Annotated in this window: 17 protein-coding genes, 1 other RNA gene and 1 pseudogene; 10 read left to right on the top strand and 9 right to left on the bottom strand. The window is 66.9% G+C overall.

Going from position 1 to position 13,830, the window contains the following annotated elements; genetic code table 11:
- Nucleotides 1–219, bottom strand: a 219-nt coding sequence (locus B3587_RS10480) for a cation-transporting P-type ATPase (protein WP_292728427.1), incomplete at its 3' end; no start/stop codon positions are given.
- Nucleotides 220–363: 144 nt separating this feature from the next.
- Between B3587_RS10480 and B3587_RS10475 the strand changes: the two genes are divergently transcribed.
- Nucleotides 364–1,095, top strand: a complete 732-nt coding sequence (locus B3587_RS10475) for an alpha/beta fold hydrolase (protein ID WP_228177159.1) — start codon at nucleotides 364–366, stop codon at nucleotides 1,093–1,095.
- A 17-nt stretch (nucleotides 1,096–1,112) separates the two neighbouring features.
- Here the strand turns inward: B3587_RS10475 and B3587_RS10470 are convergent, their stop codons facing one another.
- On the bottom strand, nucleotides 1,113–1,376 hold the full coding sequence (locus B3587_RS10470; RefSeq protein ID WP_228177160.1) for a hypothetical protein: 264 nt from the start codon (nucleotides 1,374–1,376) through the stop codon (nucleotides 1,113–1,115).
- Nucleotides 1,373–1,759, bottom strand: a complete 387-nt coding sequence (locus B3587_RS10465) for a thioredoxin family protein (RefSeq protein ID WP_228177161.1) — start codon at nucleotides 1,757–1,759, stop codon at nucleotides 1,373–1,375. The genes B3587_RS10470 and B3587_RS10465 overlap by 4 nt, the downstream gene beginning before the upstream one ends.
- 92 nt (nucleotides 1,760–1,851) lie before the next feature.
- On the opposite strand from B3587_RS10465, the gene B3587_RS10460 reads away from it, so the two are divergent.
- A complete protein-coding gene (locus tag B3587_RS10460; protein WP_292728424.1) occupies nucleotides 1,852–2,220 on the top strand; it encodes a rhodanese-like domain-containing protein in 369 nt (122 codons plus the stop codon).
- A gap of 5 nt (nucleotides 2,221–2,225) precedes the next feature.
- On the opposite strand, the gene B3587_RS10455 is transcribed toward B3587_RS10460, so the two are convergent.
- Entirely contained in the window at nucleotides 2,226–3,545 is a 1,320-nt protein-coding gene (locus B3587_RS10455; RefSeq protein WP_292728422.1) for an MFS transporter, read from the bottom strand.
- Nucleotides 3,546–3,570: 25 nt separating this feature from the next.
- On the opposite strand from B3587_RS10455, the gene prfB reads away from it, so the two are divergent.
- The 5 genes from prfB (at nucleotide 3,571) to smpB (ending at nucleotide 7,819) form a co-directional block, all read left to right on the top strand.
- On the top strand, nucleotides 3,571–4,683 hold the full coding sequence (gene prfB / locus B3587_RS10450) for a peptide chain release factor 2 (protein WP_292728420.1): 1,113 nt from the start codon (nucleotides 3,571–3,573) through the stop codon (nucleotides 4,681–4,683).
- A gap of 108 nt (nucleotides 4,684–4,791) precedes the next feature.
- Entirely contained in the window at nucleotides 4,792–6,009 is a 1,218-nt protein-coding gene (gene ftsE, locus B3587_RS10445; RefSeq protein ID WP_292728418.1) for a cell division ATP-binding protein FtsE, read from the top strand.
- Nucleotides 6,006–6,920: a permease-like cell division protein FtsX gene (ftsX, locus tag B3587_RS10440; protein ID WP_292728416.1), complete on the top strand. Its 915-nt coding sequence runs from the start codon at nucleotides 6,006–6,008 to the stop codon at nucleotides 6,918–6,920. The genes ftsE and ftsX overlap by 4 nt, the downstream gene beginning before the upstream one ends.
- Nucleotides 6,921–6,945: 25 nt before the next feature.
- Nucleotides 6,946–7,278: a hypothetical protein gene (locus B3587_RS10435; RefSeq protein ID WP_292728414.1), complete on the top strand. Its 333-nt coding sequence runs from the start codon at nucleotides 6,946–6,948 to the stop codon at nucleotides 7,276–7,278.
- 64 nt (nucleotides 7,279–7,342) lie between these two features.
- The gene (gene smpB / locus B3587_RS10430) at nucleotides 7,343–7,819 is read left to right on the top strand and encodes an SsrA-binding protein SmpB (protein WP_228177168.1); all 477 of its coding nucleotides are present in this window, start codon (nucleotides 7,343–7,345) and stop codon (nucleotides 7,817–7,819) included.
- 12 nt (nucleotides 7,820–7,831) lie between these two features.
- Here the strand turns inward: smpB and B3587_RS10425 are convergent, their stop codons facing one another.
- A complete protein-coding gene (locus tag B3587_RS10425; RefSeq protein WP_228177169.1) occupies nucleotides 7,832–8,497 on the bottom strand; it encodes an SIMPL domain-containing protein in 666 nt (221 codons plus the stop codon).
- Nucleotides 8,498–8,641: 144 nt separating this feature from the next.
- Here B3587_RS10425 and ssrA point away from each other — a divergent pair.
- Nucleotides 8,642–9,013: a transfer-messenger RNA gene (ssrA, locus tag B3587_RS10420) on the top strand.
- Between the two features lie 213 nt (nucleotides 9,014–9,226).
- Here ssrA and B3587_RS10415 read toward each other — a convergent pair.
- The 4 genes and pseudogenes from B3587_RS10415 to B3587_RS10400 all read right to left on the bottom strand — a co-directional run bounded on the left by B3587_RS10415 (nucleotide 9,227) and on the right by B3587_RS10400 (nucleotide 12,759).
- Nucleotides 9,227–10,393, bottom strand: coding sequence for a tyrosine-type recombinase/integrase (locus B3587_RS10415; protein ID WP_194385019.1), 1,167 nt, complete (start codon nucleotides 10,391–10,393; stop codon nucleotides 9,227–9,229).
- Nucleotides 10,394–10,625: 232 nt separating this feature from the next.
- A pseudogene (locus tag B3587_RS10410) lies at nucleotides 10,626–11,907 on the bottom strand (MFS transporter).
- Nucleotides 11,908–12,109: 202 nt separating this feature from the next.
- A complete protein-coding gene (locus tag B3587_RS10405) occupies nucleotides 12,110–12,379 on the bottom strand; it encodes a hypothetical protein (protein WP_194385021.1) in 270 nt (89 codons plus the stop codon).
- A gap of 53 nt (nucleotides 12,380–12,432) precedes the next feature.
- Complete coding sequence (locus B3587_RS10400; RefSeq protein WP_194385022.1) at nucleotides 12,433–12,759, bottom strand: ArsR/SmtB family transcription factor; 327 nt, start codon at nucleotides 12,757–12,759, stop codon at nucleotides 12,433–12,435.
- A gap of 183 nt (nucleotides 12,760–12,942) precedes the next feature.
- On the opposite strand from B3587_RS10400, the gene B3587_RS10395 reads away from it, so the two are divergent.
- On the top strand, nucleotides 12,943–13,227 hold the full coding sequence (locus B3587_RS10395; protein ID WP_228178038.1) for a metal-sensitive transcriptional regulator: 285 nt from the start codon (nucleotides 12,943–12,945) through the stop codon (nucleotides 13,225–13,227).
- A gap of 46 nt (nucleotides 13,228–13,273) precedes the next feature.
- Nucleotides 13,274–13,630 (top strand): heavy-metal-associated domain-containing protein, encoded by a 357-nt coding sequence (locus B3587_RS10390; protein ID WP_195691743.1) that lies wholly within the window; start codon nucleotides 13,274–13,276, stop codon nucleotides 13,628–13,630.
- Nucleotides 13,631–13,830 lie beyond the last annotated feature (200 nt).

Genomic DNA, 13,830 nt, shown 5'->3' with positions numbered 1-13,830 from the left:
CAGCGCGATCGTCCAGGCGCTCGGAGCCGGGGGAGCGGCGATCGTGTTCGGGCCGCCGGTTGCGAGGCGACGCGCTGCATCGGCCGAGGTCAGGCCGTTCGCGGCATCCGTCCCGAGACTGCGGACGACAGCATCAGTATCGAGGGTCCACCACGCGGTTGTGTCGGACGCCCGCGCGGGTGTGGGCTGAGTGGATTGTGGTCTGGTGTGCTCGGTCATGCCGGTCCCTTCGCCGCGCCCGATCCTATCGAGGCGAGCGTGTTCGCCGACAGGGCCGTTCGTCGCTGATTGAGGCTCGAATGCCCAGGATTCTCACGGGTGGTCTCCGAGCCTCCTCATAACTGGCAGTCGTACCGTCGAAGTGTGCGTTTGGCAGTACACGAGTTCGGCAGCGGCGACCGTACCGCAGCGATCGTCCACGGCATCAGCGGATCGGGTTTGCTGTGGCAGGACTTCGCCGAGCGACTCTCGCGGCGACACGGCATGCGAGTGCTCGCCGTTGATCTGCGTGGTCACGGATCCAGCCCCCGTTCTGAGCACTACCGCCTCCGGGATTTCACCGACGATCTCGTCGAGACGCTGCCGACAGACCTCGACCTCGCTATCGGGCACTCCCTGGGCGGGCGGGCCCTTGCCGACGCCGCCGAGCGGCTGCAGCCGCACCGTGCGATCTACCTCGACCCGGCACTCGACGTCGACGCGGGAGTTGCCGGTCGTCGCCTGCTGACTTACCGGATGGCCGGTCCGGTCGTGGCGCGGATGCTGTCGGTCGTCGACCCCGCTGTACCGGCGCCCCTGCGTCGACGCCTTCGGGCCAGCACCCGCCGCTGGGACAGGTTCATGGCGCTGTCGGTCGTGCAGGAGCTGGATGCACACCGGGTTGAACCCGCTGCGCCGCCGGTGCCGTCGACGATCGTGAAGGCGACGAAGTCCCGGCTTCTTCGCGGGCGCTACCTCGAGCGACTCAAGGCCTACGGCTGGGATGTGCGGGAATTCCTCAGCCGCCACGAAATGCAGCTTCTCAAGCCCGAGGCGTTGCTCGACGCCCTCGAAGACGTACTGCGCGCGCCGACGCGAGCGCTGAGCGCGGTCTGAGTCTTCGCTGCCAGGCCTCAATCGAGGTCGATGCGTTGACGCGCCTCGGGAATATCCCATGCGTTCGGGCCGTCATCCGCTGACTCGGTAGCCGCACCCCCGGGGCACCAGCCGGTGATCGCCATCGCCGCGAGCAAGAGCGCGCCAAGCAACGCGGGAATAGCCAGAGCCCACACACCCGTGGTCGCCGCGCTCCCGGCGATGGCTGCGACGAAGACGGCAGCCGCCCATCGCGCGATGCGCTCGCCGCGCGTAATCGTGCAAACCCGGAGCAGGCTCACGGTGCGCTCGGGGCGTCCTGGGCCGCGTTCTGCTCCGCGATCTGGCGTCGCACGTCATCCATGTCGAGTCCTTCGACCGCGGTTATCACCTGCTCGAGCTGGGGAGCGGCCAGCGCGCCGGGTTGTGAGAAGACGAGGATACCGTCGCGGAAGGCCATGAGCGTCGGGATCGAGGTGATGCGGAAGCCCGCCGCGAGCTGCTGCTGGGCTTCGGTGTCGATCTTCCCGAAGACGATGTCGGGGTGAGCCTCTGAGGACTTCTCGAAGACGGGGCCGAACATGCGGCACGGTCCGCACCACGCCGCCCAGAAGTCGAGCAGCACGATGCCGGAGTCGTTGATGGTCGTCTCGATCGTTTCGAGGGTGATCTCTCGTGTTGCCATGATCTGTATCATACCCTAGGGGGTATACCCCGAGGGCTTCTCCCGTGCGCTCACATCGGGATGCCGCCCGCGCCGCTCAGAAAGGACACCTCATGCGACGCATCCGTCTGATCCTGGCCGCACTGGCCGCCGCCGTTCTCGCCACGAGTCTCGCCGCGTGCTCGGCGACGCCGTCGGTCGAGGTTCCCGACGGTGCCGTGATCATCGACGTGCGCACGCCTGAGGAGTATGCCGAGGGTCACCTCGAAGGTGCGATCAACGTCAACCTGCAGTCGGGCTCGTTCGAGCAGGAGATCGCCGAGCAGCCCCTCGATGGCACCTACATCGTCTACTGCCGCACTGGCAACCGCTCAGCGCAGGCTGTGGCGATCATGACCGAGCTCGGCTTTGGCGATGTCACGGATGCCGGCGGCGTCAGCGACGCATCCGCGGCGACCGGCATCCCGATCGTCACGGACTGACCGGCTCAGTCGGCGCGACCCGACCGCGGAACGAACCGGGGGACCCAGCGCACGAAGGCCACCGCGCCCAGGAGCCCGAGCACGCCGACCGCGCCGGTTGCCACCGACAGGGTCGAGAGTGCTGCGATGCCCGAGACGAGCAGCGGCGCCGCAGCCCCGCCGGCGTCGGTGAACATGCGCCAGGACCCGAGGAACGGGGCCGGGTCCGTGCGCGGAGCGACGTCGGCGCCGAGGGTGAGCAGGATGCCGCTGGATAGTCCGTTGCCGACGCCGAGGACTGCCGCGAACATGGCGAACCACATCGCTGATGAGTCGAGGTCGTGCGTGAACGCGAGCGCGAGGAACCCGAGGCCCATGAGCAGCATCGCTGGCAGGGCTGCCCACAGCCGTCCGAAGCGGTCCATGACCTGTCCGCTCGCATAGAACAGGGCAAAATCGATCGCCCCCGAGATTCCGACGACTAGCGCGATCGTCTGCGCGTCCAGCCCGATCGACACGCCCCACAGAGGTAGAACCACCTGTCGGGCCGATCTCACGGCAGCGAGGGATGCCGCAGCAATGCCGAGCCGAGACAGCACCGCGCGATACCGCCAGGCGACGACGAAGACGCTCTCGCGGCTCCCCGGAACCCGGATGCTGCCCGTGATCGCCTCGCCAGTGTCCTCTTCATCGAGCTCGTCTGCGGTCTTGTTCGCGGTCGCATCAGATCCTGCGCGTGCCGTGATCGGAGCGAACTGTTGCTCGGGGTCGGGCCCGAAGACCACCAGCAGGACGGTGGCGAGAAGGCACACGCCGAAGAACCAGATCGCCGCGTGTTCGTCGCCGAAGATCGCCAGCAGCGCTGCAGCGATGAACGGGCCCACGAACATCCCCAGCCGGAACGTGCCACCCAGCAGCGACATGGCGCGCGAGCGGAACGACAGTGGGACTCGGGTGGTCATGAACGAGTGGCGGGCGAGACCGAACGCTGCCGCGCACAGCCCGATGAGCAGGACTGCCGCCGCGAAAACGCCGAGCACGGGCGCGACGATCATGCCTGCCACTCCCACCATGGCCAACGCGCCGGCAACTCCCATCGTGACCCGCTCACCGAAACGGGCGACAGCCCAGCCCGCCGGCAGATTTCCCGCCAGTTGGCCTACCACGAGGGCCGACGCGACGAGGGCTGCTCCTGCGACGTCCGCGCCCAACTGGGCTGCGATCACCGGAATGAGGGGGATGACGGCGCCCTCGCCAAGCGCGAACAGCACCGTCGGCACGTAGACCATCGGTCCGAATCTCCACAGCACGTCCCGCGCGCGGATCGGGGCGGGGGGATCGGACATCGGTTCCACGTTAGTCTGGACTGTCATGCTCGAACTCGATCTGTCCGCCGACATCCAGGCCCTGCGCTCCACATTCAACGACATCCAGTCCGTTGTCGACGTCGACGCGCTCGCCGCAGAGATTGCGCGACTGAGCGACGAGGCCGGCGCGCCCGACCTCTGGGACGACCCCGAGCAGGCGCAGAAGGTCACGAGCGCCCTGAGCCACCGGCAGTCGGAGATGTCTCGCATCACGGCAGTCGCACAGCGCCTCGATGACCTCGAAGTGCTGGTTGAGCTTGCCAACGAGATGGATGATGAGGAGTCGGCCGCCGAGGCGCGCCGCGAGCTCGCCGAGCTCGAGAAGGTCATCGGCGATCTCGAGGTGCAGACGCTGCTCGACGGCGAATACGACGATCGGTCTGCCGTCGTGACGATCCGCTCAGGGGCCGGCGGCGACGATGCCACCGACTTCGCTGAGATGCTCATGCGCATGTACCTGCGGTGGGCCGAGCGCCACAAGTACCCCGTGAAGGTCATGGACACCTCCTACGCCGAGGGTGCGGGGATCAAATCGGCGACGTTCGAGATCGACGCGCCCTACGCCTACGGCACGCTCTCGGTCGAAGCCGGAACCCACCGTCTCGCCCGGATCAGCCCCTTCGGCGCCGCCGACAAGCGTCAGACCTCGTTCGCTGCTGTCGAGGTCATTCCCGTGATGGAAGAGGCCGTCGAGGTCGACATCCCCGAGGGCGACATCCGTGTCGACGTCTTCCGGTCGTCCGGTCCTGGCGGTCAGTCGGTCAACACCACGGACTCGGCGGTTCGCATCACCCACATCCCGACCGGGATCGTGGTCTCGATGCAGAACGAGAAGAGCCAGATCCAGAACCGCGCCGCTGCCATGCGCGTTCTGCAGACCCGCCTGCTGCTGCTCAAGCGCGAAGAAGAGGCGGCAAAGAAGAAGGAACTCGCCGGCACGATCACGGCCAGCTGGGGCGACCAGATGCGCTCCTACTTCCTCTACGGCCAGCAGCTCGTGAAAGACCTACGCACCGGTCACGAGGTCGGGAACCCCGCGGTCGTATTCGACGGAGACCTCGACGGGTTCATTGCCGCGGGCATCCGGTGGCGCAAGCGCAAGGATGACGACGACTGACGCTCTGTCCCCGCCTCGAGGGGAGCCTGAACGTTCTCGATGAAGACTGAGCCCGCTTCGGGTGTCGCACCGGGCAGTGATCGCCCTCGCGCTTAGGCTCAGATGGCCATGATCCGGTTCGAGAACGTCACCAAGCGATACCGGGGCACCGCGAAACCCGCCCTCGACCAGGTGAGCTTCGAAGTGCTCCGCGGCGAGTTCGTGTTCCTCGTGGGTGCGTCGGGATCGGGTAAGTCATCCTGTCTGCGCCTCATTCTGCGAGAGGACATCGCCACCTCCGGCAACGTCCTCGTGCTCGGGCGCGACCTGCGCACCCTCGCCAACCGCAAGGTGCCCTACTTCCGCCGCCACGTCGGCGCCGTCTTCCAAGACTTCCGGCTGCTGCCGAACAAGACGGTCTTTCAGAACGTCGCCTTCACGCTGCAGGTCATCGGCTCCTCACGAGGGTTCATCAAGCAGGCGGTTCCCGAGGCGCTCGCCCTCGTCGGACTCGCCGACAAGCAGAAGCGGATGCCGCACGAGCTCTCGGGTGGTGAGCAGCAGCGGGTTGCGATCGCCCGCGCGTTGGTGAACCGCCCCCAGGTGCTGCTGGCCGACGAGCCCACCGGAAACCTCGACCCTGCGACATCCATCGACATCATGCAGCTGCTCGCGCGGATCAACGCCGGCGGCACCACGATCGTCATGGCAACCCACGAGGCGGGCTTCGTCGATCAGATGAAGCGGCGCGTGATCGAGCTGCGCGGCGGCCAGATGATGCGTGATGAGCGTCACGGTGGCTACGGCGACACGTCGGGTCTGCCCCGGCTTCAGCCCGAGCAAGTGCGCGGTGCCGCTGCTGCAGCTGCGCTCACCGCGGTCCTCGAACTGCAGCGTGAGGTCGGCATCGAGCCGACGGTGACGGATGCCGAAATCGCGGTCGCCGCTGCAGTCGATGTCGCCGACGATCCGTCGACAGCATCATTGGTCTCTGCTCTCGCTGAGGTGCGTCCGGCCCCGGTTTCGCCCGATGTTCCGGCCCCGGCGGTCGCCGAGGCGCCGACGGACGAGGCGCCAGCACACGCTCCGGCCCAGCGACCCGCTCCGGCGGAGCGACTCGCGCCCGCGGATCGACCTGCTCCCGCAGAGCAACCCGCGCCCAATGCACCGTCAGTTCCGCCCGAGTGGCAGGTGCCTGCAGCGCAGCCCGCACCCGCTCCGCGCCCCACGACACAGCCGGTACCGGTCATCGACATCCCCGAGGTCGAGGTCGAGGAGCTGGGACTGGCGGAGCGGCTGGGGCTGGATGCCGAGCGTCGCGATGATGAAGTCGGGCCCACCTCATGAGGGTCGGACTCGTTCTCGGTGAGGCGTTCAGCGGGCTGCGCCGCAATGCGTCGATGGTGATCTCGGTCGTGCTCGTCACCTTCGTCTCGCTGACCTTCGTGGGCGCCGCCATGCTCATGCAGCTACAGATCGGCACGATGCGCACCTTCTGGGCCGATCGCGCCCAAGTGCAGATCTATATGTGCAGCTCGTTGTCGCAGGTGCCCACCTGTGCGAACGGCGTTGCCACGCAGGAGCAGATCGACGGTGTCCAGGCCGAACTGGATTCGGATTCGCTTGCTCCCCTGATCAGTGACCTTCAGTTCGACAGTGCAGAGCAGGCCTACCAGGAGGCGATCGATCTGCTCGGTGACGAGTACGACGGCATCCTCACTGCCGATCAGATCGGCGCGCAATTCCGCATCACACTCGCGGACCCGACGAAGTCAGCCGTGATCTCCGAAGCTTTCGGGGGAACCGACGGGGTGGAAGAGGTCAAAGACCAACTGCAGTACCTTGAGCCGCTGTTTTCTGCGCTGACTGTTGCAACGTATGTCGCAGTCGGGATCGCGGGGCTCATGCTCATCGCCGCAGTCCTGCTCATCTCGACGACGATCCGCCTCTCGGCATACGCCCGAAGACGCGAACTCGGCATCATGCGGCTGGTCGGAGCATCCAACCGGTTCATCCAGACGCCGTTCATTCTCGAGGGCGTGTTTGCAGCCCTCATCGGATCGGTGCTGGCAAGCGTCGCCGTCGTTGCGGGAGTGCAGTTCGGCGTGCAGGACTATCTGCGCTCGCGTATTCCATTCATCGCGACCTGGGTCGATACCGCTGACGTGTTCGTCGTCATTCCCGTGCTCATCGGAATCGGAATCGTGCTCGCCGCGTTCTCGGCGGGCTTCGCGATCCGGCGTTGGCTCCGAGCCTGAGCCGGCGGGAGCGAGGAGAACAGTGATGGCGCAGGATCCCCGAGCACCGCAGTCGGTAGGTTCCGCGCCGGCGTGGGGCATTGCGGGCATCATCCTCGGGCTCGGCCCGCTGCTGCTTTTCGGTGTGGCCGCTGCCGCGAACCTCGGTGGCCCCCTCATTTCGGTAGCCGTGTTCGGGCTGCCCGTGGTTGTAACCACCGTGTTCGCCGTGCTCGTCATCCGTCGCCTGTTGCGCGCGCGAGAGATCGGGTGGGGCTACACGGTGGCTGCGGTCACGATCTTTGCCGGTGTTATCGGATACGTCCTCTGGTTCTTCCTCGCACTGCTGGCGATCCAGTTCGGCAACGGGCCGGCCTGACCCCGCTGACTGCCGCGCGGCCAGCGCTTGATACACTGGTGGGCTGCCGTCGAAAGGAGGAGTCATGCCACGCGAACGCGGAGAGAAGGTCATCGCGACCAATCGTCGTGCGCGCCACGACTACTCCATCGAGAAGACATACGAAGCGGGCCTCGTGCTCACCGGCACCGAGGTGAAGTCCCTGCGTCAGGGACGCGCCAACCTCACCGACGGTTATGCGTACATCGACGGCGGTCAGGCGTTCCTGGACGCGGTCCACATCCCGGAGTACTCGCAGGGCCACTGGACCAATCACGCTGCCAAGCGGGTGCGCAAGCTGCTGCTGCACAAAGACGAGATCATCAAGCTCAGTCACGCTGTCTCGGCGGGCGGATACACGCTCATCCCCATGAAGCTCTACTTCTCGGACGGGCGCGCCAAGGTCGAGATCGCGGTGGCCAAGGGTAAGGCCGAGTACGACAAGCGCCAGACGCTGCGGGAGCGCCAAGACAAGCGCGAGGCCGAACGCGCCATGCGCACCCGCAACCGCCTGGGGGAGTAGCCGCGCGCCCGGTCAGCGGGCGCTGAAGCGTGCTTCGACGGCTGCGCTGACCACGATGTCGGCGGGCTGCAGTTCCAGGGCGCTCGCGGAGTCCATCGGGCTCGCCGCCATCATCATCCGGGGCGACGGGCCGGATGCCGCAGCCGGCGATCCGCCACCGAGCAGGCCCACGTCTGCCACTTCGACGGCAGTGACCTCGGCAAGTCCGAGGGCGGCGGCATAGGCGGTCGCTCGGGTCATCGCGACACGGACAGCCTGGGCGGCGACATCAGCCTCGACGGCCTTGCGGGTCGCGTCGGTGAGCATCCACTGCACCCCATCGATCTGGATCGTGTCGAGCTCGGCGATCTCACCGAGCCATCCCGAGAGCGCATCGAGATCGGCGAATGTGGCCGACACGTCGAGCGAAGCATGGTGAACGAGCGGCAGCGGCTTGCCTTCGGAGTTCCACGGGCGCTCGGAGCGGACGGCCAGCCGACCGGTGGACCACTCGCGGATCTCGCCCGCATCCTGTCGGGCGGTCAGCGCGGCGCGCAGCATGCTTGCGGCATCCGTCGCTCTGCCCATGACGTCGGTTCGTTCGCCGCCCTCGGTCCTGATCGTGAGCCGTGCCACAGCCTCTTCGGGAGCGACCCGGGTCTCGTGTTCGCCGCGGACGGTGATGATGACATCGCGCATGAGTGCGACTCTACGTCGTGTGGCTGAGCACCGGGAATGCGCGGGATGCGGCATCCGTTGTATCCTGTAACGCTCGGGTGCTTTGCATCTGCGAACCTTCGAAACTCCACAGTGTGACAGCGGCCCTTCGCAAGAAGGACTCACGGGGATGATCGGTTTCGACATCGTCTGCGAATTCGCGAGAAGCGGGCCGAGGATGCGGGGTTATCTCGTAAACGCCCCCTGCAAACAAATAACTGCCAATAAGAAGCAGTCTGACTTCGCCCTCGCTGCCTGAGCAGCGAGCCCGAGTCCGTTAGCCCGTAGGCGATCCCGCTACGGTTCCTAGCGTCATCTAAGGGATCTTGCTGCGTGACGGCGCCTGGACGTCACGCGGGACTTCTCCCAGGCTGGGCTTGTCGACTTAGGTGTCTGTGACAAAGGTCGGAGCCGAGCAGAACGCTTTCACAGAATGCGCCCGGAGAAGGCGCGATGACCCAGCGATGGACGGGGGTTCGATTCCCCCCATCTCCACTGACGCTGTCACGGAGTTGAAGCCCCGCGATCCCTTACGAGAGTAGGGATCGCGGGGCTTTTCTTCGCCCGTGGATGAGCGGCGCGATACCGAGTCGCCCACAAATCGCCCACAAGCTTCTGGCGCATATAGGTCGAAAAGCGTGTCCGAAAGCCGCTAGTTGCAGTTCATGCGCCGTCGGTCGTTGAGCGAGCGCAGCGAGACGAAACGCCCCGTCAGGTCTCCCAGAGCCGCGCGACGTTCGCGTTGAGCCCACCCTGATTCATCCGTTCGGCCACGTCGGCGAGGTCGTCGTCGAAGAGGTCGGCGTAGGTGTCGAGCGTCATCGCCGCCGACTTGTGTCCCAGCATCCGCTGCACGGCCTTGACGTTCGCACCCGACGAGATCGCGAGGCTCGCGGCGGTGTGACGCAGGTCGTGCGGAGTCAGCCGCTCGATGTCGGCGAGGTCGAGCGCCGTGGTGAACCACGAGTTCACGCCGTGCTGCGTCTTCGCGCGGCGCAGATGCTTGCCCTGCAGATCGGTGAAGACCAGATCGTCGGCGCGCTTGCCGCGACACAGCTGCTCCAGCGGCTCTTCCAGGAAGGCCGGGAATGGCACCAGCCGGCGCTCCCAGTTCTTCGGTGTGCCGAGCACGATCTTGCCTTCGACCTCGACCGCCGCTCGCTGCACCTGAATTCGGTGTCTCGGGAAGATGATGTCGCTCACGTGCATGCCGATCGCTTCGCTCCACCGGAGGCCGCAGTACGAGAGCAGAAGGATCAGCGTCCTATGCGTGTCGTTGTTGGTCGCCTCGGCGAGGCGAACGACCTCGCTGTGGGTCAGGTAGCGACGCGGCTTCTGGGACTGTTTCGGGGGCAGATTCTGAGCGCCGCGAGCGACGTTTCGAGGGATGCGTCCGTCGCGCACAGCTGTGTCAAGGATGCCGGCGAGCACGCCGAGCGCGCGATAGACGACGCTTGCAGACCGGGGGCTTGCGCCGGCCTTCGCGCTCTTCGTCCGCGTCGTCGTCGCGGTGCCCTCCGACAGCTCTCGGATCCATTGCTCCACGTGCGACGCGCGAATGTCTCCGATCCGAACGTCGCCCCAGCGGGGGAGGACATACACCCGCCACGACGTGTTCAAGGAGCTGAACGAGGAAGCCTTGAGTGCGTGCTTCTTGTTGCGCAGCCACTCGACGCCCAGCGCTCCGACAGTGATACGCGCCTCACCGGGGTCGGTATAGGAGCCGTTCGAGCGCGAGACCTCGGTGTGCGCGAGGTAGAGCTCGGCGTCCTTCTTGGTGCGGAAGCCCTTCTTCTCGACCTGCTTCTGCTGGTCATCGCGCCAGCGCACGCGGTAGCGCTTGCCCGCCGCGATCTCGTACGCCGTGATGCTTCCCATGGGTGACCTCGGGGTCAGGGTAGCGCCGACCGCGGACGCTGGCGGGTGCGCTCGAGCTGCACCAGCGTGTCTTGCGGACAACTGTCGGTATTTGCATGATGGGCGACCGGTGACCTCGGGTAGTGCCCGGAAGAGGTGGGTGGGGTACGGCCAGGATGGTGCACGATTGAGGCTCCGTCGTGCGCGCTCGGATCGGCGTCGGAGAGGGCGCGTTGGGAGCACCGCAGAGGGCTCAGGTGGCCGATGCTCCGTTGCGGTGTTGTGTGGAGAGAGTCTCGTACATCCTCCCGGCGACGATCGCGGCGACGACCGCGGAGATCGCTGCGGCGACCCACAGCGCGGCCTGCAGGCCGAGGAGGTCGGCGACGATTCCGCCGATGATTGCGCCGACGGCGTAGCCGAGGTCCCGCCAGACGCGGTAGACCCCGACGGCACGTGCACGCCAGGTGGGGTGGGCGACGTCTCCGACGACGGCGAGGAGGGTGGGGTAGACATCGCGGTGCCCAGGCCGAGAAGGATCGTCCCGGTCGCCCAGACGGTGAGGCTGCTGCCGGCGCCGATGATGACCAGGGCGATGGCCTGGAGGGCCATGCCGCCGGTGACGAGGTGCTTGCGGCCGATGCGGTCCGACAGGGCTCCGGTGAACAGCTGCCCGATGCCCCACACGCCCGGGTACAGCGCGAACAGGATCGCGATCTGCGCGGTGGGGAGGTCGCGGGTGGCGAACAGCAGGGGGAACAGTCCCCATGAGGGGCCGAAGTTCAGGTTGTTCACGAGCCCGGCGAGGCTGGCCGAGGCGAGCGCGGGTTCGCCGATGCTCGCGAGGAACCAGGTCCGCCGGTGCGTCAGGCCGGCGTCCTGGCTGGGCCGGGTGGTGGCGGGTGTGAGTTGTGCGGCCTCGGCGTGGGCGTGTCCGTGGGTTTCCCGTACGAAGATGCCGGTGATGATGAGCGCGAGGGCGGTGTAGGCGATGCCGAGCAGGAACGGTGCGGGGCGCAGCCCGTATTCGGTGGCGAGGTACCCGGCCAGGAGGGATGAGACGGCGACGGCGCCGTAGCCGGCGGCTTCGTTCAGTCCCATCGCGAGACCGCGCTGGCGGGGGCCGACGAGGTCGATCTTCATGACCACGGTCGCGTGGACCAGGTCAGGCCCTGGCTCACCCCGAGGAGCGCGTTCGCGGCGACGACCCATCCCCAGTCGGGTGCCCAGATCAGCATCAGCGGGACGGGCACTGCGACGAGCCACCCGGCCAGGAGCACCGGTTTGCGTCCGAATCTGTCCGAGAGGGTGCCGGCGAACCAGTTCGAGATCGCCTTGGTGACTCCGAACACGGCGACGTAGCTGAGCACCATGGTGTATCCGGTGATCCCGAACACGTCGCGCGCGAGCAACGGCAGGACGGTCTGCTCTTGACCGACCATGCCCCCGACGAGTGCGTTCACGGCGACGAGCAGCGCGAACTGCGGAGCGTTCTCCCGCAATCCGAGGCGCGGCGGCGGCGTAGCGGCGGTCATGCGATTCGTCGCGGCACTCGTCTGCCCGCGGGCTTCCCGCTGGGTGCTCGGCGCGCGGAGTCCGCCATGATGGGCGAGCAGTCAGCTGCGGAGCGGGATGCGGCGGGGGAGGCGCCTGTTGTGCGGGGAGGCTGGGCGTAGTCGAACAAGGGGGGCCTCGTGGGTTGCTTCTGAGGGGTGGTCTCGAGTCGCAGTCGGGTCGTCAGGACTGTTGCGACAGCGAGGTGGTGGCAAGCTCGCTGAGGACCTCGTCGGGGGTGATGTCGCCGCTGATCCGAACCCTGCGGCGTCCGGGTTCGTCGTGCAGTTCCACATTGGTGATGCGCGAGACGAAGGTGTCGCCGCACCCGCACGCGCCGACGTTGCACGAGGCCACGAACGCGTCCAGTACCTCCAGCGGTGTCTCACGGGGGAGGAGCAGGTCGACGCCTCCGTCGACGGTGAGAGCAGTCGGCGAGATCTGGGCGGTCATCGGATGGTTCCCTTTCGGCTGGTGTTCGGGGTCGGCGGTGGGGGAGATCGAGATCACTCGGCTGGCTCGCCGCCGGCCAGACCTTGGAGGACGTCAAGAGCGTCGCGGATGCCCTCGGTCGCGAGGCAGTAGTAGACGTAGCCGCCGCGCCGCTCCCCGACCACGAGACCGCGGTCGCGCAGGATGCGCAGGTGGTGAGACACGGTCGGCTGGCGTTCCCCGGTGGCCTCGACGATCGCGGTGACCGGCACGCACACGCCGTCCAAGGCGGTCAGGATCCGCAACCGGGTCGCGTCGCCCAGGGTGCGCAGGAACTCGGCCAGGGCGGACGCCTGGCCCGCCGCCATCGGCTCGTTCCCGCGAACGGGCGTCGTCTTCATCGTCACAGTGTGCTCCTCAAGGGCATATGTATATCTACCTATCTAGATATACCCACATCGTGGGTGGGATGCGGCAATGGCTGTTTCCGTCGACAACAGGCACTGACTCGGATCCGCCCAGTCGCGCCTCTTTATACCCCATACCCCTAGCGGGTATATTGGATGGTGCGACGGAGGTGCGGGATGGCACACGGATATTCGGGCGACAAGCAGGCGCTGCTGATGAGGTTGCGTCGGGCCGAGGGCCAGGTGCGCGGGATCGCGCGAATGGTCGACGAGGAGGCCTACTGTATCGACGTCCTCACCCAGGTCTCCGCGGTCACGAAGGCGTTGGAGTCGGTTGCGCTGACTCTGCTGGAAGACCACCTCGGACATTGCGTCGCGGAAGCCGTCGGCGAAGGCGGGCCGGTCGCGCAGGAGAAGCTGCGTGAGGCGAACGCGGCCATCGCGCGCCTGGTGCGCTCATAGAAGCGCGCATTTCACATTCACTCAACGCTCGCGAAGGGAGCACATCATGGCCGGACAGGGATTGCGGGACCTCGGACTGCGGTCGACCAACGGTGGCGGCTGCGCGTGCTGCAGCCCCACCTCCCACAGCACTGCGACCAAGGACGCGGCCGCCCTCGTTGCGGAGCCGATCGAGGGCGACGAGGTGTCGGCTCAGTTCCTGGTCGAGGGCATGACCTGCTCGCACTGCGTGCGCAGCGTCACCGAGGAGGTGTCCGCGATCGATGGTGTCTCCGGTGTCGACGTCGATCTGAAGGCGGGCGGCGTATCGACGGTGACCGTGACCAGCACGGCGCCGGTGGATGCGGTGCAGGTGCGGCATGCGGTCGAGGAGGCCGGGTACAGCCTTGCGTCCACGTCATGAGCACGGGTCGGTGATGCGGTCTCCACAGCAACGGGGTGACTCCGCGGGCTGTTCAGTGATGGCGACCACGGGCTGACTCGACGAACGGCGCTCCCCCCGGGATCTTTGCCTGAGGGGAGCGCCGTTGCCGTCTGCGTGGTGATTCGCCGGGTGGCGTCAGCGGCCGAGGATCGTGCGGGCGCTGTTCGCCGGGGTGAGGT

Origin of the sequence: Microbacterium sp. UBA837, from assembly GCF_002296025.1 — a bacterium.
GTDB lineage: Bacteria > Actinomycetota > Actinomycetes > Actinomycetales > Microbacteriaceae > Microbacterium.
Note: the sequence above shows the minus strand (reverse complement) of the source record. Positions and strands in the feature narration are given on the sequence as shown.

Bases quoted from the DNA above. Each gene is read 5' to 3' on its own strand.
- B3587_RS10405 (WP_194385021.1), bottom strand. From the start codon at position 12,379: ATGACCGCCCAGATCTCGCCGACTGCTCTCACCGTCGACGGAGGCGTC.
- B3587_RS10425 (WP_228177169.1), bottom strand. From the start codon at position 8,497: ATGCGCGATGTCATCATCACCGTCCGCGGCGAACACGAGACCCGGGTC.
- ftsX (WP_292728416.1), top strand. From the start codon at position 6,006: ATGAGGGTCGGACTCGTTCTCGGTGAGGCGTTCAGCGGGCTGCGCCGC.
- B3587_RS10465 (WP_228177161.1), bottom strand. From the start codon at position 1,759: ATGGCAACACGAGAGATCACCCTCGAAACGATCGAGACGACCATCAAC.
- B3587_RS10455 (WP_292728422.1), bottom strand. From the start codon at position 3,545: ATGTCCGATCCCCCCGCCCCGATCCGCGCGCGGGACGTGCTGTGGAGA.
- smpB (WP_228177168.1), top strand. From the start codon at position 7,343: ATGCCACGCGAACGCGGAGAGAAGGTCATCGCGACCAATCGTCGTGCG.
- B3587_RS10435 (WP_292728414.1), top strand. From the start codon at position 6,946: ATGGCGCAGGATCCCCGAGCACCGCAGTCGGTAGGTTCCGCGCCGGCG.
- B3587_RS10400 (WP_194385022.1), bottom strand. From the start codon at position 12,759: ATGAAGACGACGCCCGTTCGCGGGAACGAGCCGATGGCGGCGGGCCAG.
- prfB (WP_292728420.1), top strand. From the start codon at position 3,571: ATGCTCGAACTCGATCTGTCCGCCGACATCCAGGCCCTGCGCTCCACA.
- ftsE (WP_292728418.1), top strand. From the start codon at position 4,792: ATGATCCGGTTCGAGAACGTCACCAAGCGATACCGGGGCACCGCGAAA.
- B3587_RS10390 (WP_195691743.1), top strand. From the start codon at position 13,274: ATGGCCGGACAGGGATTGCGGGACCTCGGACTGCGGTCGACCAACGGT.
- B3587_RS10395 (WP_228178038.1), top strand. From the start codon at position 12,943: ATGGCACACGGATATTCGGGCGACAAGCAGGCGCTGCTGATGAGGTTG.
- B3587_RS10415 (WP_194385019.1), bottom strand. From the start codon at position 10,393: ATGGGAAGCATCACGGCGTACGAGATCGCGGCGGGCAAGCGCTACCGC.
- B3587_RS10460 (WP_292728424.1), top strand. From the start codon at position 1,852: ATGCGACGCATCCGTCTGATCCTGGCCGCACTGGCCGCCGCCGTTCTC.